The following is a 21417-nucleotide window of genomic DNA, read 5'->3' as shown; positions in this document are numbered from 1 at the left end:
GTCTGAATGTCCGCCATCGGTCCCATCTTTCGCAACCAGCCCGAGATCACCGCCTTCTTCGCCCGCGCAGCCCCCTTCGTGGATGCCGAAAGCCTGCAGGTGCAGGTCGATGTCGGCCCGGCGCTGACGCGGGTCGGGGATTTCGCGCAGCTTTCTGAAAATGCGGGCGAATTGAATGCGATTTTCGAAGTTATCTCCGAGGTTGAAAGGCAGGGTTTCGATGACGGCATGGATTTGCCCCATCTGGTGATATTCCCATCGGGCTGGGCCGCAATGCTGCGCCATCCCGATTGCGGTGCGCAGGACGGTCAGGCGATGGTTCGGGTGCTGATATGTCCTTGCGATCCCAAGGATGCCGATGCGGTCCGCGGAACGCTAGTGCAACTGCTGGCGGGGCTGCAGGACAGCACCGGTCGCAGCCGCACGACGCCCCCCCTGATCGCCCGCCAGAAGATGGACTGGCCCGCCGAACTGGAACCCGTCTTCGACCGCGACAGCGTCGAGGCCGCCTTCCGGCAACTGATGGCCGACGACAGTCGGCACGACGAACGGCGCATCCGGTCCGAGGTGATCGACGACCACCTGCGCTGGCTGGCCGCGAACCGTCCCGTGGCCGCCCCCCTGCGCCGCGAAGTGACGCCCGCGCCCGTGGCATCATCGCGGGGGGGCACGGTCGATCTGAAGCATCACGTCGTCAACATGCGCTTTGGCGCATTGTCGCGGGACGGGGCGTTCCAGACCGATGCCTCGGATGTGGCGGCCATTGCGGATCGGGCGCGTGACTGGATCGATCAGGGCAGCGGGAGGCGGCTGGTGATCTATGCCCATGGCGGTCTCGTCAGCGAAGGGCTGGCCCTGGACTACGCCCGCAGCACCGCGGCCTGGTGGCTGGAGAACGACGTCTATCCGGTCTTCTGCATCTGGGAAAGCGACGCGCTGTCGGTGATCTGGCAGATGATCGCGCAACAGTTCGGCCGCCGCGCCACCCGTGGCTTCGACCTTGGCGGCATCCGCGACGCCGCGATCGAGGGGCTGGTGCAGATCTTCGGACGCGGCATCTGGGCCACCATGAAGAACAGCGCGCGGCAGTGTTCCGCCCCCGGCGATCAGCACGGGCTGACCCTGCTGGCGCGCGAACTGGGGCGGGTCTTCGGGCCCGACGCGCCCATCGACCTGGTGGGGCACAGCGCGGGGTCCATCGTGCTGCTGCATCTGTTGCCGGTGCTGCGGCAGGCGGGCTGTCCGGCGCAAAGCCTGCAGACGCTGGCCCCGGCGGCGACCACGGCTCTTTACCGCTCGGGGCTGGCGGCGGGGGGCGCGACGCTGCGCCATCGGATCTATACCATGACCGACACGGCCGAGCGGGACGACACCGTCATCGGCATCTATGGCAAGTCGCTGCTGTATCTGGTGGCCTTCGGGTTCGAGACATCCCGCCCGACGCCGATCGCAGGGTTGCAGCGCGATCTGCTGGACGACACCGCGCTGGTCGCGGGACTTGCCGATTGGGCCAATGGCGTCACGCGCGAGGCGCTGGTCTTCTCGCCCTCGCCTCAGGGGACACCGCGACGGTTGCGGTCGGATGCGACTAGCCATGGCGGCTTCGACAACGACCCGGCGACCATGTGGTCGGTGATGCGCTTCATCCGCGGGCCGGGGCATGACGCGCGGATCACCCCTTTCCCCGAGAATGCCCGCAGCGCACGCGGGGGCGACGAGATGATGCCGCGCCTGCCGGACGATCTGCGCCTATATCTGGAGATGACCGACCAGCCTGCGCCCGCTGCGACCCCCGAGGTGCGTTCCGACAATCCGCCCGCCATGGCCCGTCAGCCCGCGCGGATCGCGTTGACCATCGGCATCGATCACTATGCGGGCGCTGCCAAGCTGAACGGTTGCGCGCGCGATTCCGACAGCTGGCGCGATCTGTTGGAACAGCGCGGCTATCACGTCACCCAGATCACCGCCCCCGAACAAACCCATCGCGACGCGCTGGTAGCGCATCTGCGCGACTTCGTGGCGCGCGGGCGGGCGGGCGACAGTCTGATCTGGCATTATTCCGGCCACGGGATGGAGGTGATGCCCGAATTCGGCACGGATGACGACGATGGCGACATGGCTCGTGATCAGGCCATCGTTGCCTCGAACAACAGCCCGGGGCTGGAGACGCAGCTGGATCACGCGCTGATCGACGACCAGATCCATACCCTGCTGCAGGCGCTGGACCCTGCCGCACAGATGCATGTCTTTCTGGACAGCTGCCATTCGGGCAGCGCGACGCGCCTTGCCATGTCTGGCCGCCCACGCAGCCTGGGGACGTTGCGCAAGGCCAATTACGTGCCGCATGGCAGGACCCTGACGCTGCGGCCGACGGGCATGCGCGGGACGGGATACGAGGGGTCGAACCATGTTCTCTACAGCGCATCCTCGGCCATCCAGACGGCGCAGGAAAACGGATCGCCGGTGATGGGGGTCTTTTCGCGGGCCGTGCGCGACATGCTGGCCGCAAACCCGGGTGCGATGACCAACACCCAGTTCCGCGCAAGGATCAACGCGCTGACGGCGGGCAACAACCAGACGCCGGGGGTCTATTGCGACCCTGCGCGGATGGATCAGGCCTTCCCGCTGGTCTGAGGCGATGCAGGTCCTGCCCCGCCTGACCATCCACCCCACGATCACGCGCGAGGCGGGCGTCACCGGCGCCTGCTATGCGCTGAAGGGCAACCTGCCGGCGCGCTGGCGGCGGGGGCAGGTCTTTACCGTCGACGGGTCGATCCGAACCCGCGACGGCGGTCTGTCACGGATGGCGGTGCCATATGAACCGCTGGCACCGGGTCCGCAGGGGCGGCTGTTCACCGTCGATGCCACCGATTGCGTCAGCGGCGTGTCGCGCAGCAGGCCCGATCTGGACCGGCCCGGCCCCGATGATTTCACCTTCGACCAAGGCTGCGACGAGACCCACTGCCGCAACGTCTATTTCACAGCCATGGCGACCTACGAGGCCTTTCGCAGCGCGCTTGGCCGTCCCGTCGCATGGGCCTTCTGGCGGCAGGATCACCATCCGCCGCTGCGCCTGATGCCCTTCGGCCAGAACGCGCTGAACGCCTGCTACGACCGCGATGCGGGCGCGGTCAGCTTCGGCTACAGCCCCGCGGGCCCCGACAGCGACCATGCCGATCGGCGGTTGCTGCGGTTCACGGCGCTGTCCAGCGACGTCACCGCGCATGAGGTCACCCACGCCCTGATCGACGGGCTGCGGCCCGACTACGACATGCCGGTGAACCCCGACGTCTTCGCCTTCCACGAGGCGATGGCCGATATCGTGGCACTGCTGTCGCGCTTTGCCCGCCCAAGCTATCTGTCGCATCTGCTGGCGGGGTCGGGGATGGATTTCCTGCGCGGCGCGTCTTTGGTCAGCCTTGCGCCGGAACTGGGGCGGCTGGTGCGCCGGTCGGGCCTGCGCACGCTGGACATCGCCTGGACCGAGGCGGGTGAGGGGTCCGAGGGCCTGCCACGCTATGACGAGGCCCCCGATGCGCCCCATGATCGCGGCGGGCTGCTGTCCTCGGCCATATTCGAGGCCTTCCTGCATGCGCTGGACCGCCGCATCGGGCCGCTGATGGCACTGGCGGCACCTTCGGGCAGCGCGGTCGGGCGCTATCTGCAGGACCAGGTCCAGCGCATTGCGGTGCGCACGGCGGGGCATTTCCTGTCCATCTGCATCCGTGCGCTGGATTACTGCCCGCCTGCCGCGATCCTCTTTGCCGATTACCTGCGCGCGCTGATCACGGCCGACCGGCTGCTGGCCCCGCAGGACGACTGCGGCTATCGAGAGGAGCTGATCCAGGCCTTCCGCCGACGGGGCATCTATCCGCAGGGGATCGACGTGCCATCGGAATCGGCGCTGGCATGGGGCCCGCCCGAGGTTCCCGTCCACCCCATCCCCGGCCTAGCGCTGTCCCAGCTGCGCTATCACGTCAGCCCGGCCTTCCCGCTTTCGGCGTCAGAGATCCGCCGTCAGGCCAGCGCCCTGGCACTGGCCATCGACGACGATCCCCGGCTGGCGCATCAGCTGGGGCTGCGGGCGGCGGTGAAGGGGGCCGAGGGGCTGTCTGCGCCGCAGGTCACCTCGATCAGGCCGACGCTGCGGGTGGGGCCGGGGGGCTTCGTCGATTTCTCGATCATCGCCGAGATCACCCAGACCTGCGACATCGCGACGGGCCAGGGGGTCATGCGCCACAAGGGTGGTGCGACGCTGATCCTGGACGCCACCGGCACCCCCACGATGATCGTCAGCCAACGCATCGACAACCCCTACCGACAGGAAGCCGAGGCGGACCATCTGCACAAGGCCCTGGCCCGGGGTCAGATGATGCTGGACCGGGGGCGGCTGGTCCCCGAACCGGGCCACCGACGGGCGATATGCGCGGGATGACGAAGCTGCCTACGCCTTTCGGGCAGGGGGCTTGATCGATCGGCGCGCCGTTTCGCCATAAAGCCAAAGACTGCCGCGCGCCGGCCTCTGCTAGCCTTGCGGCAGGGGCAGCAACAGGACGTCCGACTTATGCGCATCGCGGTGGTGACACCCTATTACAAGGAAGCCGACGCCGTCCTGCGCATGTGCCACGACAGCGTGCGGGCGCAAAGCGTTCCCTGCCGCCACATCTTGGTCGCGGACGGCTTTCCCAACCCGATGGTCGATGAGTGGGACGCGCGTCACATGACGCTGCCCGACGGCCATCGCGACGGCGGCAACATTCCGCGCGTGCTGGGCAGCATCAGTGCCTTCAACCACGGTTACGACGCGGTGGCATTCCTGGATGCCGACAACTGGTTCCAGCCCGATCACCTGGAGCGCATGATCGATCTGCATCACGCGACCGGGGCCGCGGTCTGCACGGCAGGCCGTTCGATGCACCGCTTCGACGGAACCTTCATGTTCGACGACGACAAGAACGACGGGCGCAGCCATGTCGATACCAGCTGCTATTTCCTGACCCGTGCCGCTGCGCCCTTGGTGGCGCGTTGGGGGCTGATCCCGCGCGGGCTGGCCGATATCGTCGATACGATCTATTGGCAGACGATCCTGGGCGCGCGTCTGGATCACGCCCATCTGGTCACGCCCACCGTCTGCTATCGCACCCCATACGAGGCCGATTATCTGCGTATGGGCGAGGCGATGCCCGAGGGCGGCAAGCCGCTGTCGGTCACGGACCGGCCCTTCGCGTGGTTCGGATCGCTGCCCGCCCATGAACGCATGCAGATCCGGCGCCAGATCGGTTGGCCGGTACGCCGTCGCAGCGTCGCGCGGTTGCGGCTGGCATGCCTTGCGGAACGGCTGCGACCTTCGGGCGGGCAATCATCGCGGCAGGGGTCGTGATGGACCACCGTGCGGACCCCGATGCGGTTCTGGCCGGTTGGCGCCGCGAAGGCCCTGCCATCATCGCGCAGCGGCGTGCGGAATACGACCGGCTGCTGGAACGCGCCCGCCTGCTGCTGGCGCGGCGTCGCCACGCGCAGGCGACGGCGGCCCTGCAGGCAGCAGCGAATTACGCCGTCCTGTGGCACACCGGCCAGTTCACCGACCCGCGGATCGAGGCCATGCTGCGCCAGCTTGGCCGGCAGGCGCTGCATGACGACCGCCCCTGCCGCCCGCCCCGGGACGAGGGCACCCCCCGCCGCATCCTGCATGTCGCGACCGAGCTTTACGGCATCGGCGGTCACGCCCGCATGGTCGCCCATTGGATCTGCAACGATCCCGACAACGTCCATTCGCTGGCATTGACCGGCCAGCATTGCCCGCTGCCGCAGGATGTCGCCGATGCGGTGCAGGATGCGCGGGGCTCGGTCACTTGCCTGAACGCGCGACCGGGGGGGCTGCTGCGATGGGCGCGCGGGATGCAGGCGCTGATGGCGCGGGCCGATATTGTGGTGCTGCATGTCCACAACATGGACGTGGTGCCGATGATCGCGCTGGCGGGGCTGGTGAACCGCCCGCCCAGCATGATGGTCAATCACGGCGATCACCAGTTCTGGCTGGGCGCGGGCATCGTGGACATGATCGTGAACACACGGCGCAGCGGGCGGCAGCTGGGATTGGACCGGCGCGGCGTTATGCCTGAACGCAGCGCGCTGATCCCGTTGTGCCTTGGCGACCGGCCCCGGCAGATGTCCCGGCAGGCGGCGCGACAGGCCTTGGGGATCCCGTCCGAGGCGGTGGTGGTCCTGACCATCGCGCGGGCCGTCAAGTTCCGCGACATCGGCGGCGACAACTTCGTGCAGGCTCTGCTGCCGGTGCTGCACGACAACCCGCAGATGCATATGGTCGTCGTCGGTCCGGGTCAGATGCCTGCATGGGCGGACAGCATCGCGCAGGTGCCGGGGCAGGTGCATCTGATCGGCGAGACGACGCAGACCCAGCCCTATCTGGATGCGGCGGACATCTACCTGGATGCCTTCCCCTTCGTCTCGATCACCTCGCTTCTGGAAGCGGGGATGCAGGGGTTGCCGCTGGTCACCCGCGCGGCCTATGGACCCGATTGCGGCGTGATGGCGGCGGATTCGCCGGGTCTGGACGGGGTGATGGCGACCACGCATTCGGTCGCCGAACTGCGCCGGACCATCGCGGCACTGGTGCGCGACGACGCGGCACGGCGCAGCCTTGGCGCGCGAACGCTGGCCCGGGTCGTCGAAAACAACACCGGGGCGGGCTGGCGTCGTCAGCTGGCCGACCTCTATCGCAGCACCGAGGGTTTGCCGCGCAATCCCGGCGATCTGGCCCCCATGCAGGGGATGGGCGATCTGGACCTGTTCATCCCCTTCGTCTTCGACGATCCGGTCGGCATCGGCGGATCGGACACCATCCGCGTGTCGCGCGCGACCCAGCTGGTCCTGAAGGCCGCACCGCCCGGCTGGCGTATCCGCCACCTGATCCGCATCGCCGCCAGGCGCGATCTGGCGGGCAGTCCGCTGCGTGCGCTGATCCCCGCTTGGCTTGGCACCACCCTTCGAAGGAGCCTGCGCCGTGAGCCCTAAGACAGCGACACCCTGCGCATGAGCGTCATTCGCCGCAGCGTCATCGCCTCGGTCGCGGACAAATACGCCACCCAGGTCATCAGCGTCGTCACGCTGGCCACCATGTCGCGCATCCTGACCCCGGCCGAGACGGGCATCTATCTGCTGGCCAGCACCGTCATCCTGCTGCTGGACAACCTGCGCCAGTTCGGAACGGGCATCTTCATCGTGCAGGAAAAGACGCTGGCGCCGCAGATGGTGCGGACGGTCTTCACGATCACGCTGATGATCTCGCTGTCGCTGGCAGGATTGCTGGTGGCGGCATCCGATCTGATCGCGGGGTTCTTTCAAGAGCCCCAGGTGGGGCGGCTGCTGGTCGTCGCCGCGCTGTCCTTCGTGATCGCACCCTTCGGCGGGCCGCTGCTGGCGCTGATGCAGCGCGACCTGTCGTTCACCCGGTTGGCGATGCTGAACGTCGCCATGGCGATGGTCAACGCGGGCGTCACCATCACCCTTGGCGCGATGGGCTGGGGGCCGGTCAGCCATGTCTGGGGGATCGTCGCCGCGGGCGCGGTGCTGGCCTTGGGCGCGATGCTGCTGCGACCCGAGTTCTGGGTCTTTCGACCGTCCCTTCAGGGCGCGCGGCGCATCCTGTCCTTCGGGGCGGTGTCATCCTCGGTCACGGTGCTGAACATGGCCTACGAGATGCTGCCCCGCCTGGCCCTGGGCCGCCTGCTGGGCGTCGATGCGGTGGGCATCTATGCCCGCGCCGTGACCGTCTGCCAGCTTCCCGACCGGGCGCTGGTCTCGGCGCTGCAACCGGTCGTGCTGCCGGCGATGGCGATGCATTCGCGGCAGGGGGGCGATCTGCGCGTCAGCTATCTGCGCGGACATGCGCTGATGTCGGCCATCCAATGGCCTACGCTGATGATGCTGGCGCTGCTGGCCAATCCTGTCGTCGCCATCCTGCTGGGCGCCCAATGGAGCGAGACCCCGCCGCTGGTCCGCATCATCGCGACCGCGACCATGGCGCTGGCCCCGGCCTTCATGACCTTCCCGCTGCTGGTCAGCGTCGGGCGCATCCGCGACACCTTCTGGGCCAGCCTGATCTGCCTGCCGCCCTCGGTCCTGGCGGTCATCGCGGCGGCGCATCTGGGGCTGACGGCGGTGGCGGCCAGCCTGCTGGTCATCGCGCCGTTCCAGATGTTCGTGGCGCTGCTGTTCATCCGCCGGGCCATCGGGCTGCAGTTCGGGCAGCTGTGGCTTGCATCGCTGCGCAGCATCGGCGTGACGGCGGCTACCGCCGCGCTGCCGGTGGTGGTCATCGCGACCTCGGGCCGGGGCTTCGATCTGGACATGGGGCAGACGGCGGTGGCGGTGGTGGGGGCCGCGATCGGCTGGCTGGCGGGGATCATGCTGACCGACCACCCGATCAGGTCCGAGATCATGGCCGTCTGGCGGATGATCACCCGCCCGCGCGGTCCCGCCGTCCACCCGGCCGAATGATGCTCAGTCGCGTGGTTGCAGGCTGAACTGGTCGATGAAACGCTGCGCGCGGTCCAGATCACCCGACGCCTGCACCACCCCCGATGCAACCAGCGCTGCCAGCGGCTGCGGCCCATAGACCGCCGCCGCCAAGGCGTTGCCGTCGCCGCGCAGCACGAAGGGTGCCTGCGGGTCCGCGACCGCGGTCGTCCGCAGCACGCCCGATTGCAGATGCATCTGGAACGCCTCGGGGCCGAAAGCGAAGCCGGCGCTGGCATCCGGCCCCGCCCGCAGCGTCACCCCCATCGAGATCATCAGCGCCGAGGGGCTGATGAACCGTCGCGGATCATGTCCCGGCACCGTCAAGGCCCATCGGCACAGCGCCTGCAGCACCGGCAGCAACCCGTGCCCCGCATCCGTCAGCCCATAGGTCCCCGCCTGGGGGTCGTGGGTGACGACCCCCGCCTGTTCCAACTGCGCCAACCGGCCCGTCAACACGCTGGCCGTCACCCCCGGCAGCCCTGCGCGGATCGCCCCGAAGCGTTTGGCGGCGAAGACCAGCTCGCGCACGACCAGCAGCGCCCACCTGTCGCCCACAAGGTTCAGCGCATGGGCACCAAGACAGCCCTCGTCATACCGGATGCGCGGCTGGTTTTTTGCCTGTTTGGTCACGGAGCTCTCTTTTAGTTGTTTTTTACTACTAACAGGCTCAGTCTGAAGGGACAATCGCCGTCACCCAAGGTGATTCCACCCACAGCAGGAGACGTCAGATGACCTATATCAACGGTGCCCTTGCCCCCGTGCCGACAGAGTCCCAGGACGATTATCTGCATCATGTCACGCAGCTGTGGCAGATGTTCCGCAAGCATGGCGCGCTGCGCATGGTCGATTGCTGGGGCGTCGATCTGCCCAAGGGCAAGCAGACCGATTTCCAGGGTGCCGTGGATGCGGCGGCCCATGAAACCGTGACCTTTTCATGGATCGAATGGCCGGACCGCGCCACGGCGGATGCCTGCTGGCATAAACTGCCCGGCGACCCGGATATGCAGAAGCTGTCCGCCATGCCCTTCGACGGCAGCCGCATGATCGCGGGCGGGTTCGAGCCGATCCTGACCAGCGGCACCGACGCGCCCACGGATTACGTGCAGGGCTTCGTGGCGGCGGTTCCGGCCGACAGGCGCGAGGATTACCTGGCCATGGCCCATGAGGGTTGGCAGATGTTTCAGCGTCTTGGCGCCTTGGGTTCGGTCGAATGCTGGGGGCAGGACGTGCCCCACGGCAAGCGCACAGATTTCTATCGCGCGACACATGCCAAGGAGGGCGAGGTGATCGTCTTCAGCTGGGTGCAATGGCCCGACCGCGCGACCTGCGACGCGGCCTTCCGGACCATGCACGAGGAAGCGCAGGGCAAGCCGATGCCCGAGATGCCCTTCGACGGGATGCGCATGTTCTGGGGCGGCTTCCGGACCGCCTTCGACAGCGCGGCGGAAGGGTGATGACCGAATGGATGCCTGCCGCATCCACAGGGCGGTCTTGATGGCGCGGCGCATTCGCGCTGATCTGTCGGGGTATCGATCCCAAACCGGACCCGGATCCCATGAGGGTGCTTCTTTCCGCCTATGCCTGCGAACCGAACGCAGGCTCTGAACCGGGCAAGGGCTGGCTGTTCGCCACGGCCCTTGCACGGCAGGGGTGCGAGGTGACCGTCCTGACCTGCGGCAGCCACCATCGCGACGTGATCCAGGCCCATTGCGCCGATCACCCGCCGCCCGCGAACCTGCGCTTTGCCTTCCACGACGTGCCGGGTTGGCCCGGTCCCGGCTATGCCGAGGCGCGCCATATCCGTCAGCACTACATGGCATGGCAGATGACCGCCCGCAGCCGCGTGCGCCGAATGCTGCGGGACCAGGATTTCGACGTGATCCACCATCTGACCTGGACGGTGCTGCGCTGGCCCTCGTTCCTGGGCGGGCTGGGGCCGCGATTCGTCTTCGGCCCCGTCGGCGGAGGTGCTGCCGCGCCCAAGGCTCTGCGCCCGTCCTTTCCCCAAGGGGGGCAGCGGCGCGAAAGGCTGCGCGATGTGATCAATGCCGTCAGCCGCATCGATCCGATGGTGCGGTCCTGCCTGCGTCGCGCCGATGCCATTCTGGTCACCGACCCCGAAACCGCCGCACTTGTTCCCGCACGCCACCGGCCCCGCACCCATGTCGTGGCCGACATCCTTGCGCCCACGCCGGGCGGCATCGTCACGCGGATCGGCGGCAAGCCCGCGTTGCTGTTCGTCGGGCGGCTGGAATACTGGAAGGGCGCGCATCTGGCGATCATGGCGCTGGCGCATCTGCGCGCCCATCTGCCCCAGGCCCGCCTGACCATTGCCGGCACCGGCCCCGAGGCAGACGCCATGCGCCAACAGGCCCGCGACCTGGGGCTGGAAGCGGCGGTCGATTTTGCCGGGCAGGTGCCGGGCGACCGGATGGCGGCGCTTTATGCCGCCCACGACCTGTTCCTGTTCCCCAGCCTTCACGACAGCGGCCCCCATGTCATCGGCGAGGCGCTTTCCGCCGCGCTGCCCGTGGTCTGCCTGGACCTGGGCGGCCCGGGGATTGCCGTCGACGACAGCTGCGGTGCGGTGGTGCCCTGCGGCGATCAAAAGGCGGAAAGGCTGGCCGAACGCCTGTCGGCGGCCTGCGCGGCGATGCTGGGCGATCCTGCGCGGATGGCGCGGCTGCGGCAGGGGGCGCAGAACCGCGCGCGGCTGTTTGATGCCGATCACCGCGCCCGCGTGACGATGGCGCAATTCTATGCCTCCGGACCCATGGAAGGGTGATCCGGTCCGTCATCCTTGCGCTGCTTTGCCTGTCGTGCGTGTCCATGGCGCAGGCGCGGGTGATCCATGTCGCCAAGGGGCAGGGGGTGGGAAACGGCTCGGCCGCGCGGCCTTTCACCACCATCGGGCAGGCGCTGGCATCGCCGCATGGCGCGGGCGACACGATCCTTGTCCACCCCGGCACCTATGTCGAGCAGCTGTTCATCCGGCAGGGCGGCGAACCGGGGCGCCATGTCACCCTGCGGTCCCTGCAGCAATCGGGCGCAAGGATCAGGCCGCCGCAGGGCACCTACAGCACGGTGAACATCAGGGCGGATCACGTCACGGTGCAGGGGTTCGACATCGTGGGTGGCGGTGGCCACGGGATCGACGGGGAAAGATGTCATCACGTCCATCTGCGCCACAACACCGTCCACGACAGCGGCGGCAGCGGCATATCCTTCTATCTGTCCGAGTTCCAGATCATCGAGGACAACCGCACCTTCCGCAATGCCGCCACGAACGGCTATCAGACCAGCGGGATCTCGGTGGCCTCGAACATCGATCTGACGGGCGATACGCGCGACCGGGGCTTTCGGACCATCATCCGGCGCAACATCAGCCACGACAACATGACCACCACCGTGCCCGCGCCCCATACCGACGGCAACGGCATCATCATCGACTGGCTGCGCAACCTTGGCACCGGTCACCCGCCCTATGGCTTTCCCACGCTGGTCGAGGACAACCTTGTCTATCGCAATGGCGGCAAGGGCATCCAGGTCTTTCAAAGCGACAACGTCACGGTCCGCAACAATACAGCCTGGCACAACAACCTGGACCCATTGAATCCCGGCACCGAACGTGGAGAGATCACGATCACCCAGACCGCGGCAGGGGCCGTCGTCGAAAACAACATCGCCGTCGCCGATCCGGCGGCCAATGCCCACAACACGGCCTTCAGCCTGGCGCATCGATCGGTGAAGGCCGTGGCCAACCTTGCGCATGGCGGACAAAGGCCGGTGATCTTGTGGAACGGCGCGCGCTTTCGTTCCCGCGACGGCAATCTTCAGGGCTTATCGCCGATGTTCACGGACCCGGCGCAGGGACGCTTCCAGTTGCTGCCGGGATCGCCCGCCATTGACGCGGGCCGGGGCCGGCGTCCGGCGGGGGCGCGTGATCTGGCGGGCAGGGCGCGCGTCAGGGGCCTGATCGACATGGGCGCCTATGAATTCGACCCGGCCTTGCCCTGATCCGGCTGGATGATGCCAAGGCCCAGACCATCCAGCAATGCGCGGGTTTCACCGTCGATCAGGGCAGGGGGGCCGTGCCTGTCGCGTCCGGCCCGTTCATAGGCCCGCGTCCAGCGGTCGTCGGCTCCGAATGTCACGAACAGGGCGATGCGGTTCGCACGACTGCCACGCAATCTGTCGCGCCAGGCGGTCAACACATCCTCGGGGTCGCGGCGCATCAGTGGACCTGCAGGTCGCGACAGCCCCCGCAGCGCCATCGTGGCGGCGGTGGGCGGGTGATCGGCATGATCCAGCCGCGCATCCATGACGACGACGTCGCCTGCCCGTATGGGCACATGCTGCGGCGCGATCTTATCGGCGCGCAGGTCCAGATGCGATCCGGGGCGGGTCAGGAAACCGTGGCCCTTCTGATCCTGCAGGAAGATCGCCGCCCGCAGGACCGTGGAATCCGGGGCGTTCAGGGTGGCGGGGTCAAGGGATGCATGGATCAGGGCGTCGCGGCGCCAGCCCGCCCGCGTGTTCATCGTGACCGTGCAATCCCCGGTCAGCAGCGGCATCCCCGGGACATGCGCGGCCATGACGGCCGCAAGCTCGGGCGTCAGCAGGGCCTGTCGCAGACCGCGCACGTGATCCAGGGCACGCGACTGGATCTTGCCGCCAAGCCGCGCCCTTCCGGCCCGCGCGAAGTGCTGCTCGATCACCTGGCGCAGCTGCGCGACGCGCCCCGCGCCCAGCACGCCGGGCAGCAGGGCATGGCCCGCCGCCTTAAGATGGGCGCGGGTGTCGTTCGGATCGGGCTGGGCGTGTTCACGCATCTGTCGTACCTTGAATGGTGGCCACGGCCAGCCCTAGTTCGCGCGGAAATATCCGTTGCCGTTCGACCGCCCGTCGGGCCCCACCAACCCCGAGATCGCGCTGCGGCTTTGTGCCTGATGCAGATAGGACGGGTCGAAGCCTGCGAACTCGATCATGCCGGCGCGGTCGCGGATGTCGACGGTCGCGCTCTTGAAGCTGACGAAGCCGCGTTCGCGCAGCTGGCGCAGGGTGCGGTTCAAATGCACCGCCGTCAGCCCCAGCACGTCCGCCATTAGGTATTGCGACAGGGGACAATGGAAGCAATCGGGGTCGTCGATGCCGACACGGGTCAGACGCTCGGACAGTTCCAGCAGGAAATGCGCGGTGCGGACCTGTGGATTGCGCCGGGCGACGCCGACCAGATGTTCGCTGATGATCGCCATGTCGCAATTGATGGAAAACAGGATCGCCTCTGCCAGCTGACCGGCGCCTGCGCTCATGGACAGAAGCGCGCGAAAGCTGATGGGTGCCAGCTCGACCCGGGTGATGGCCTCGGTGGCATGGGGGGCGTGCTTCAGCCGCATGTCCGAGATGCCGATGAAATCGCCCGGGATCCTGACGTCCAGGATCTGGTCGCTGCCGTCGATCAGATGCCGGACCGAGGATGCCCAGCCCGAACACAGGAAATAACCGCGCCGCTTTTCCTGCCCTTCGAAGATGATGGTGTCGCCTGCCTCGACGGTGACGATCTTGCGTCTGAAAAGCGCCAGCCTTTCCGACGTGTCGATGTCGATGCCGCGTATCCGTCGCAGCTGGTCCAGAGTGGTCTTGTTTTCGGCGGCTGCCATTGATCTTACCTGAAATCGAACTGGTTAACGCATTATGTATAGACCAAACGAGGTCCCTGCGCCCAGTGCCATCTTGCGACGGAACACGGCGCAGGGCCTTCGTGGTGATGGCCCGATCATCGAGGGATGCTCTGCCCGACGCCGGACGACCCCGCCCCGATCCAGCCATGAACAGACATATTGGACACTGATCAGGATCAGTCGGCAAGTGGTGCGAAATCCTGAACGACCGGTCAGATTTCGGCACTTCAATCGAGGGTTGCGGCGACGTTTCCGCAGGTCATCGCGCGCGAACGGCGACAAGTTCATTGAAACGAATACGTTTTTCGGCATGTGATGCCCCGTGGCGGCACATCCTGCACGGGCAATGGGTTAGGGTGGCCATTGTTGAACATATACTTTCGGACAGTGCGGGGGACAAAGGTCGTAGGCCGCCCCGGTTCGGACATGGGCCTGTGCAACCACGGGGGGATGTGGACGCCTCCTGCGGGCCTAAGGGCGCATCCGCCACGACGGGCATTCCACCTAGTGCGAACTGGTTCCGCGACGGTTCCGCAGTAGCGTGATCTGCGGCCAGCCGTTCCGGGTGGCGCTTGCTTCAGGAGGCGTTTGCATGCCCATCACAGATTGCGAACTTGCCACGGATGTCAGGATACCCTGCCCCGAGCTGGTGAACCTTTACGGCTGCCGGGTCGGCAATCAGACCAGCATCGGACCGTTCGTGGAAATCCAGCGCGGCTGCACGGTCGGGGACCGCTGCAAGATCTCGTCCCATTCCTTCCTCTGCGAGGGGGTCGAGCTGGAGGAGCATGTCTTCGTCGGCCATGGCGTCATGTTCACCAACGACCTGCTGCCCGCCAGCACCAATCCCGACGGATCGCTGAAGGGCGCGAACGACTGGAACCTGTTGCGCACGCGGGTCAGTCGCGGGGCGGCGATCGGGTCGAACGCCACCATCCTGTGCGGCATCACCATCGGGGAAAGCGCGCTGATCGGGGCGGGGGCGGTCGTGACGCAGGACGTGCCGGCCTATGCGATCGTCGTGGGCGTGCCCGCCCGCGTGACCGGCGACATCCGGTCGCGCACCGCGGTCCCGCCCGAAGTTTCACGGATGACAGCAAACGAGGTGGCGTCATGATCCGGCTTGGACTTGCAGGCTATGGCTATTGGGGGCCGAACCTGGCCCGCGCGGTGTCGGGCATGAAGGACGCCCGGCTCGAGATGATCGCCGACATGTCGCCCAAGGCGCTGGAACGCGCAGGCCTGGCCCATCCCGGTGCGCGGCTGACGACCTCGATCGCCGACATGATCGCCGATCCCAATGTGGACGCGGTGATGATCGCCACACCTGTCAGCACGCATTTCGACATGTCGATGGACGCCCTGCGGCGCGGCAAGCATGTGCTGGTCGAAAAGCCCATGGCCGAAACGCCCGAACGCGCCCGCATCATGATCGCCGAGGCTGCGCGCCGCAACGTGGTGCTGATGGTGGACCACACTTTCGTCTATACAGGCGCGGTCCAGACCATCGCCCGCGTCATCGAATCCGGAGAGATCGGGGATGTTTACTACTACGACTCGACGCGGGTGAACCTGGGGCTGTTCCAGCGCGACGTGAACGTCATCTGGGATCTGGCCGTCCATGATTTTGCCATCATGGAACGCCTGATGAAATCCACCCCCGTCGCCATTTCCGCCAGTGCGGCGGGCTTCCTGCAGGGGCGGCCGGAAAACATGGCGCATCTGTCGGTCTATTACGAAAACGGGGCGATGGCGCATCTGAACGTCAACTGGCTGGCCCCGGTCAAGATCCGCCAGACGCTGATCGGCGGCAGCCAAAAGATGATCATCTATGACGACATGCAGACCAGCGAGAAGGTCAAGATCTACGACTGCGGGGCGGATGCGCCCGATGCCTATCAGCAGATGATCTCGTATCGGTCGGGCGACATGCGCGCGCCCGCGCTCTCCACCAAGGAGGCCCTGGTCACCGAGGCCGAGGAATTCATCCGCTGCATCAACGCAGGCAGCACCCCCCTGACCGACGGCGCCAGCGGGCTGCGCGTGGTCGAGATGCTGGCCGCCGCCAGCCGGTCCTGCAGCATGCGCGGTTTCCCCGTCGACCTTGTCACCCTGAAGGAAGCGTCATGATCCAGTTTCTTGACCTGCGGACCCAATACGACCAGATCGCCCCCGAACTGGAATCCGCCGTCTTGGCGACCCTGCGCGGCGGCAGCTATGTCCTTGGCGAACCCGTCGAACGGTTCGAGGAGGCCTTCGCCCGCTTCTGCGGCACGCGCCACGCCATCGCCGTCAGCACCGGCACCGCCGCCCTGCATCTGGCGCTGGTCGCAGCCGGCATAGGTCCGGGGGACGAGGTGATCACCGTCCCCGCCACCTTCGTTGCGACCGTCGCGGCCATCACCTATGCCGGGGCGACGCCGGTGCTGGTCGACATCGACCCGGTCACATGGTGCATGGACCCCGCATCCGTCTTCGCTGCCATCACCCCGCGCACCCGCGCCATCATGCCCGTGCATCTGCATGGGCGGCTGGCCGACATGACGACGATCAACGCCATCGCACGCGCCCACGGGCTGACCGTGATCGAGGACGCGGCCCAGGCCCATGGCGCGCACCGCGACGGTGCTGCGGGCAGCTTCGGGGACATGGGCTGCTTCAGCTTCTATCCGGGCAAGAACCTCGGGGCCTGCGGCGAAGGCGGCGCGGTGGTGACCAGCGACGATGCGCTTGCCGCCCGCCTGCGTTGCCTGCGCGATTGGGGTCAGCAGGGGAAATACAACCACGTCCTGAGGGGCTTCAACTATCGCATGGATGCGGTCCAAGGGGCCGTCCTTGGGGTCAAGCTGCCGCATCTGGACGCGTGGAACGCCGCGCGCCGCGATGTCGCCAATGCCTATGACGCGGGGCTGGACCCCAGCATCCCGCGCGCCGCCGGACCCTTTGGTACAGATCACGTCTGTCACGTCTATGCCATCGCCACGCCCGCGCGCGATGCGGTGATGGCCCAGCTGAAGCAGGCGGGCGTGCCCACAAACATCCACTATCCGGTGCCGGTCCACCTGCAGCCCTGTCACGCCGATCTGGGCTATCGCCGCGGCGATTTCCCCGTGGCCGAGGCCTTCTGCGACGCCACCATGTCGCTGCCCATCCACCCGCATATGGGTGCCGATCAGGTGCAAGCCGTGATCGCCGCCGTCAATGAAACCGTCGCAGCCCCCGTGGCCCTGCGCGCCTGAAAGGCAACACCATGACCCAGGATATTGCGGGCAAGCGCATTCTTGTCACCGGCGGCTCGGGCTTTGTCGGGTCCCATATCATCGACGCGCTGCTGGCGCAGGGCTGCGGGCAGGTCGTCGCCGTCGACAACCTGATCCGCGGACGGGCCGAGAACCTCTCTGACGCCATCACCGATCCGCGCCTGCGCATCGTCACCGGCGACATCCGCGACCACGCCCTGATGGAGCGTCTGGTCGCCGACAGCGACATCGTCTTCCATCAGGCCGCGCTGCGCATCACCCATTGCGCCGCCGAACCCGACTTGGCGATGGAGGTGATGGTGAACGCCACCTTCGACCTTCTGCAGATTTGCGTGAAGCATCGCGTGCAGAAGGTGGTGATGGCGTCTTCGGCCTCGGTCTATGGCATGGCGTCCAGCTTTCCGACGACCGAGGCCGAACCGCCCTATGGCAACCGCACGCTCTATGGCGCGGCCAAGACCATGGGCGAGGGGCTGCTGCGGTCGCTGAACGACATGGAAGGGCTGAACTATGTCGCCCTGCGCTATTTCAACGTCTATGGCCCGCGCATGGATCTGCATGGCCGCTATACCGAGGTGATGGTCCGCTGGATGGAACGCATCGCCGCCGGTCAGCCGCCGATCATCTTCGGCGATGGGATGCAGACGATGGACATGATCGACGTGCGCGACGTGGCCCGCGCCAACGTGCTGGCGGCGATGTCGGATGCAAGTGACGCGGTCTATAACGTCGGCGGCGGGACCGAGACCTCGCTGCTGCAACTGGCGGCGATGCTGGCGGACGCCATGGGCCGCCCCGATCTGACGCCGGAGTTTGCGCCCGAACGCTCGGTCAATCCGGTGCCGCGCCGTCTGGCTTGCACCGCTGCGGCCAAGCGCGACCTGGGCTTCACCGCCACCATTCCCGTGGCGCAGGGGCTGCGCGATCTGGTCGATTGGTGGGCCTCGGAAACCAGCCTGCACGAGGTCGCGCAATGATCCCCATCGCCATGCCCCTGATGGGCCCCCCCGAGGCCGATGCCGCCGCCGCCGCGGTGCTGTCGGGCTGGGTGTCGCAGGGGCCGCAGGTCGCCGCCCTGGAACGGGAATTTGCCCGGCTGACGGGCGCGGCCCATGCCTGCGCGGTCTCGAACTGCACCACGGCGCTGCATCTGGCCCTGCTGGCCGTGGGCGTCGAGCCGGGCGATGAGGTCATCACCGTCAGCCATTCCTTCATCGCCGGTGCCAATGCCATCCGCCAATGCGGCGCCACCCCCGTCTTCGTCGACATCGAGGAAGGCGGCTACAACATCGACCCCGATGCCATCGTCCCGGCCATCACCCACCGGACACGCGCGATCCTCTGCGTGCATCAGATCGGCATGCCCTGCGACATGGCCGCCATCATGGCCATCGCCCGCGCCCACGACCTGCGCGTGGTCGAGGATGCCGCCTGCGCCGCGGGGTCGATGATCCGGCTGGACGACGCATGGCAGCCCATCGGGCGGCCCATCGGCGACGTGGTCTGCTTCTCCTTCCACCCGCGCAAGGTCATCAGCACCGGCGAGGGCGGGATGCTGACCACCGACCGCCCCGATCTGGACGCCGCCTTCCGCCTGTGGCGCCAGCACGGCATGTCGGTCAGCGACACGCAGCGCCACGCCAGCAACAGCGTCATCTTCGAGGACTATCCCGTTCCCGGCTTCAATTATCGCATGACCGACATCCAGGCGGCGATCGGGCTGCAACAGTTGCAGCGCCTGCCCAAGATCATCCAGTCGCGCCGCGCATTGGCGGCCCGCTATCACCGGCGGTTGGCCGATCTGCCGGGGGTTACGGTACCGCATGAACCGGCGGGGATGCAGTCGAACTGGCAAAGCTATGCCGTCCGTCTGGATCACGGCATCGACCAGCTGGCCCTGATGCAGCACATGCTGCAGGCCGGGGTGGCCACGCGTCGCGGCATCATGTGCATGCACCTGGAGGAGGCCTGCGCCGACATCCCGCTGCCCCATGATCTGACGCGATCGGAACGGGCGCGCGACGAAAGCGTGCTCTTGCCGCTGTTCGCACAGATGAGCTTCGATCAGCTGGACAAGGTGGTCGCGGTCCTGGCCGAGGCATTGGCCGCCCAGAAGATGCCGCTGCGCGCGCTGGCCTGATCAGCGCGGCTTCAGGGGGCGTGCCGGATTGCCGATCATCACCGATCCCGGCGGCACGTCCCCGATGACATTCGCGGCCATGCCGATCACCGATCCCGCCCCGACCTTCACGCCGTTCCGGAACGCACTGGCGCTGCCCAGATAGCAGCCCTGGTCCACGTGGCAATGACCGGCGATGGTGACGTTGGACCCGACCAGTACGTGATCGCCCAAGGTGACGTCGTGATGCACGACGCTGCCCGGCAGGATCATGCAGTGATCGCCGATTTCCGCGTTGAAGGTCACCACCGCCCCCGGAAAGACCATCGTCCCCGCGCCGATCCGCGCGAAACCCGAGACATGCGCCGCGGGATGGATGACCGTCGCGAAACGCTCGCGCGCCAGGCCCAGTCTTGCGACATTGGCCGCCCGCACGCCGATGCTGCGCTGCGAACCATAGGTGACCAGCACCAGCGCGTCGTCGAAACGGTCCAGCGCGGCCATGGGCAGCACCGGAACCCCCTGAAAGCTGTGGCCGGCAAGCTGGGGGTTGTCGTCCAGAAAGGCCGCGACGTGAAAGGCGCTGGCCAGATGTTCGAACATCTCAAGCGCGTTTCCCGAATATCCGAGGCAGACGATTCGTGGCCGTGCGGTCATGCTGTGCTCCGACGTTGAGATATATCTTTATGGGTGATCCTGATAAAATAAAATCAACCTAAGAGTGAATTATACAATCTTATCTATATTCGAATATAATAATGTTGGCGGATTTCTGCCGATATCCAAGTCTTAAATACACTTTTGGGTATGTAAAGTTGATCGTAATCATATTGGACATAAGAACCAACCTGTAACTTCAGCTTCACGAGGGGGCCAAACCCTGGCTCTGGTGCGTGATAATTCATTGATATCAGATTATTGAATGCGATCGCGCAAAGCCGGGGGGCGGCAGGCAATTCTTGCCGGGGTATAACGTGACGCATCGGATATTGTTTCTTTCCCGATACCGTCACCAGTAATCGTGGGGTATGTTTACATGTTGCATCGTTATTCGGCCAACGACGAAAATCCGCCAATTTCGGAAGGAACGAAACGACAGGCTAGTGACAAGACTTGGGCGGCGCAGGTTCAGCCGCAGGTGGTGGTGATCGATCCGCGTCCCTTGGCGCGCGACTGCTTCGTCCATTGCCTCGAGGCCTATCGCGCCGGTGCGGTGATCGAGAGCCACGCCTCGATCGAGGCATGGCGCGCGGGTCATCTGGAGGGTGACAACCAGGTCATCCTCTACAACATCGGAAGCGCGTCGATGCTGGACGAACGCATCGCCTCCGAGGTCAACGGTGTCATCGGCATGGCGGGGGCCTGCCGCGTGATCATCCTTGCCGATCAGACCGATCTGGAATCCATGCTGGCGGCCATCGCCAGCGGGGCGGCGGGTTTCGTCCCCCCCGAGGGCAAGTTCGCCGATGTGGTCGAGGCCATCCGCATCGTCCATTCGGGCGGCACCTATCTGCCGCGCAGCAGCCTTGTGACGCTGAGCAAGACCCTGGCCGCCAACCAGCACAGCACCGAGGAGTCCGAGGATCATTTCACCGAACGCCAGCTGGCCGTCGCCCGCGCCCTGCAGCGGGGTGCCGCCAACAAGACCATCGCCTATGAGCTGAACCTGTGTGAAAGCACGGTCAAGGTCCATATCCGCAACATCATGCGCAAGGTGAACGCGACGAACCGGACGCAGGCGGCGCAGCGCCTGAACAGCCTGATCGGAACGGGCGACAGGGACGGATCGACCGCGCACTGAAGTCACGAGAAAACC

At 66.6% G+C, this 21417-nt stretch carries 18 protein-coding genes; 14 read left to right on the top strand and 4 right to left on the bottom strand.

All coding sequences use genetic code 11. The features are described from left to right. Positions 1-6 precede the first annotated feature (6 nt). The 5 genes from DDE75_RS10760 (at position 7) to DDE75_RS10740 (ending at position 8520) form a co-directional block, all read left to right on the top strand. Positions 7-2634, top strand: a complete 2628-nt coding sequence (locus tag DDE75_RS10760) for a caspase family protein (protein ID WP_108502364.1) — start codon at positions 7-9, stop codon at positions 2632-2634. A gap of 4 nt (positions 2635-2638) precedes the next feature. Continuing rightward, on the top strand, positions 2639-4435 hold the full coding sequence (locus DDE75_RS10755) for a gluzincin family metallopeptidase (RefSeq protein ID WP_108502363.1): 1797 nt from the start codon (positions 2639-2641) through the stop codon (positions 4433-4435). Between the two features lie 129 nt (positions 4436-4564). Next, positions 4565-5380, top strand: a complete 816-nt coding sequence (locus tag DDE75_RS10750; RefSeq protein WP_108502362.1) for a glycosyltransferase family 2 protein — start codon at positions 4565-4567, stop codon at positions 5378-5380. After that, positions 5380-7035, top strand: coding sequence for a glycosyltransferase family 4 protein (locus tag DDE75_RS10745; RefSeq protein WP_108502361.1), 1656 nt, complete (start codon positions 5380-5382; stop codon positions 7033-7035). Before DDE75_RS10750 ends, DDE75_RS10745 begins: the two co-directional genes overlap by 1 nt. A gap of 18 nt (positions 7036-7053) precedes the next feature. Beyond that, positions 7054-8520 (top strand): oligosaccharide flippase family protein, encoded by a 1467-nt coding sequence (locus DDE75_RS10740; protein WP_108502360.1) that lies wholly within the window; start codon positions 7054-7056, stop codon positions 8518-8520. A 3-nt stretch (positions 8521-8523) separates the two neighbouring features. Here DDE75_RS10740 and DDE75_RS10735 read toward each other — a convergent pair whose 3' ends face one another. Continuing rightward, positions 8524-9171 carry a winged helix-turn-helix transcriptional regulator gene (locus tag DDE75_RS10735; protein WP_108502359.1) on the bottom strand — a complete coding sequence of 216 codons (648 nt, stop codon included), beginning with the start codon at positions 9169-9171 and terminating at the stop codon, positions 8524-8526. Between the two features lie 98 nt (positions 9172-9269). On the opposite strand from DDE75_RS10735, the gene DDE75_RS10730 reads away from it, so the two are divergent. From DDE75_RS10730 to DDE75_RS10720, 3 genes are all read left to right on the top strand, one after another. Beyond that, entirely contained in the window at positions 9270-9995 is a 726-nt protein-coding gene (locus DDE75_RS10730) for a DUF1428 domain-containing protein (RefSeq protein WP_108502358.1), read from the top strand. 101 nt (positions 9996-10096) lie between these two features. Next, the gene (locus tag DDE75_RS10725) at positions 10097-11326 is read left to right on the top strand and encodes a glycosyltransferase family 4 protein (RefSeq protein ID WP_108502357.1); all 1230 of its coding nucleotides are present in this window, start codon (positions 10097-10099) and stop codon (positions 11324-11326) included. Then, the gene (locus DDE75_RS10720; RefSeq protein ID WP_108502356.1) at positions 11323-12558 is read left to right on the top strand and encodes a right-handed parallel beta-helix repeat-containing protein; all 1236 of its coding nucleotides are present in this window, start codon (positions 11323-11325) and stop codon (positions 12556-12558) included. Before DDE75_RS10725 ends, DDE75_RS10720 begins: the two co-directional genes overlap by 4 nt. Here the strand turns inward: DDE75_RS10720 and DDE75_RS10715 are convergent. Together DDE75_RS10715 and DDE75_RS10710 are read right to left on the bottom strand one after the other, a co-directional pair. Next, complete coding sequence (locus tag DDE75_RS10715) at positions 12531-13373, bottom strand: phytanoyl-CoA dioxygenase family protein (RefSeq protein ID WP_108502355.1); 843 nt, start codon at positions 13371-13373, stop codon at positions 12531-12533. The genes DDE75_RS10720 and DDE75_RS10715 overlap by 28 nt on opposite strands. A gap of 33 nt (positions 13374-13406) precedes the next feature. Next, on the bottom strand, positions 13407-14201 hold the full coding sequence (locus tag DDE75_RS10710) for a Crp/Fnr family transcriptional regulator (RefSeq protein ID WP_108502354.1): 795 nt from the start codon (positions 14199-14201) through the stop codon (positions 13407-13409). A 613-nt stretch (positions 14202-14814) separates the two neighbouring features. Between DDE75_RS10710 and DDE75_RS10705 the strand changes: the two genes are divergently transcribed. From DDE75_RS10705 to DDE75_RS10685, 5 genes are read left to right on the top strand one after another with little or no spacing between them, the layout of a single operon-like run. After that, entirely contained in the window at positions 14815-15339 is a 525-nt protein-coding gene (locus DDE75_RS10705; protein ID WP_108502353.1) for an acyltransferase, read from the top strand. Then, positions 15336-16352, top strand: a complete 1017-nt coding sequence (locus DDE75_RS10700) for a Gfo/Idh/MocA family protein (protein WP_108502352.1) — start codon at positions 15336-15338, stop codon at positions 16350-16352. The genes DDE75_RS10705 and DDE75_RS10700 overlap by 4 nt, the downstream gene beginning before the upstream one ends. Beyond that, entirely contained in the window at positions 16349-17461 is a 1113-nt protein-coding gene (locus tag DDE75_RS10695) for a DegT/DnrJ/EryC1/StrS family aminotransferase (protein WP_108502351.1), read from the top strand. The genes DDE75_RS10700 and DDE75_RS10695 overlap by 4 nt, the downstream gene beginning before the upstream one ends. A gap of 11 nt (positions 17462-17472) precedes the next feature. Beyond that, positions 17473-18459, top strand: a complete 987-nt coding sequence (locus DDE75_RS10690) for an NAD-dependent epimerase/dehydratase family protein (RefSeq protein WP_108502350.1) — start codon at positions 17473-17475, stop codon at positions 18457-18459. Further along, the gene (locus tag DDE75_RS10685; protein ID WP_108502349.1) at positions 18456-19622 is read left to right on the top strand and encodes a DegT/DnrJ/EryC1/StrS family aminotransferase; all 1167 of its coding nucleotides are present in this window, start codon (positions 18456-18458) and stop codon (positions 19620-19622) included. The genes DDE75_RS10690 and DDE75_RS10685 overlap by 4 nt, the downstream gene beginning before the upstream one ends. On the opposite strand, the gene DDE75_RS10680 is transcribed toward DDE75_RS10685, so the two are convergent. Beyond that, positions 19623-20258, bottom strand: coding sequence for a NeuD/PglB/VioB family sugar acetyltransferase (locus tag DDE75_RS10680; protein ID WP_108502348.1), 636 nt, complete (start codon positions 20256-20258; stop codon positions 19623-19625). It abuts the gene before it with no gap. A gap of 379 nt (positions 20259-20637) precedes the next feature. On the opposite strand from DDE75_RS10680, the gene DDE75_RS10675 reads away from it, so the two are divergent. Further along, a complete protein-coding gene (locus DDE75_RS10675; protein WP_108502347.1) occupies positions 20638-21402 on the top strand; it encodes a response regulator transcription factor in 765 nt (254 codons plus the stop codon). Positions 21403-21417: the final 15 nt, after the last annotated feature.

This window comes from Paracoccus indicus (assembly GCF_003056335.1).
GTDB classification, from domain to species: Bacteria; Pseudomonadota; Alphaproteobacteria; order Rhodobacterales; family Rhodobacteraceae; genus Paracoccus; species Paracoccus indicus.
The sequence above is the reverse complement of the archived record's forward strand: the minus strand, read 5'-3'. Positions and strand labels throughout refer to the sequence as shown.

Coding starts and splice junctions, on each gene's coding strand:
- DDE75_RS10740 (WP_108502360.1), top strand. CDS start 7,054: ATGAGCGTCATTCGCCGCAGCGTCATCGCCTCGGTCGCGGACAAATAC.
- DDE75_RS10745 (WP_108502361.1), top strand. CDS start 5,380: ATGGACCACCGTGCGGACCCCGATGCGGTTCTGGCCGGTTGGCGCCGC.
- DDE75_RS10695 (WP_108502351.1), top strand. CDS start 16,349: ATGATCCAGTTTCTTGACCTGCGGACCCAATACGACCAGATCGCCCCC.
- DDE75_RS10710 (WP_108502354.1), bottom strand. CDS start 14,201: ATGGCAGCCGCCGAAAACAAGACCACTCTGGACCAGCTGCGACGGATA.
- DDE75_RS10725 (WP_108502357.1), top strand. CDS start 10,097: ATGAGGGTGCTTCTTTCCGCCTATGCCTGCGAACCGAACGCAGGCTCT.
- DDE75_RS10700 (WP_108502352.1), top strand. CDS start 15,336: ATGATCCGGCTTGGACTTGCAGGCTATGGCTATTGGGGGCCGAACCTG.
- DDE75_RS10730 (WP_108502358.1), top strand. CDS start 9,270: ATGACCTATATCAACGGTGCCCTTGCCCCCGTGCCGACAGAGTCCCAG.
- DDE75_RS10675 (WP_108502347.1), top strand. CDS start 20,638: ATGTTGCATCGTTATTCGGCCAACGACGAAAATCCGCCAATTTCGGAA.
- DDE75_RS10760 (WP_108502364.1), top strand. CDS start 7: ATGTCCGCCATCGGTCCCATCTTTCGCAACCAGCCCGAGATCACCGCC.
- DDE75_RS10685 (WP_108502349.1), top strand. CDS start 18,456: ATGATCCCCATCGCCATGCCCCTGATGGGCCCCCCCGAGGCCGATGCC.
- DDE75_RS10680 (WP_108502348.1), bottom strand. CDS start 20,258: ATGACCGCACGGCCACGAATCGTCTGCCTCGGATATTCGGGAAACGCG.
- DDE75_RS10690 (WP_108502350.1), top strand. CDS start 17,473: ATGACCCAGGATATTGCGGGCAAGCGCATTCTTGTCACCGGCGGCTCG.
- DDE75_RS10750 (WP_108502362.1), top strand. CDS start 4,565: ATGCGCATCGCGGTGGTGACACCCTATTACAAGGAAGCCGACGCCGTC.
- DDE75_RS10715 (WP_108502355.1), bottom strand. CDS start 13,373: ATGCGTGAACACGCCCAGCCCGATCCGAACGACACCCGCGCCCATCTT.
- DDE75_RS10755 (WP_108502363.1), top strand. CDS start 2,639: ATGCAGGTCCTGCCCCGCCTGACCATCCACCCCACGATCACGCGCGAG.
- DDE75_RS10705 (WP_108502353.1), top strand. CDS start 14,815: ATGCCCATCACAGATTGCGAACTTGCCACGGATGTCAGGATACCCTGC.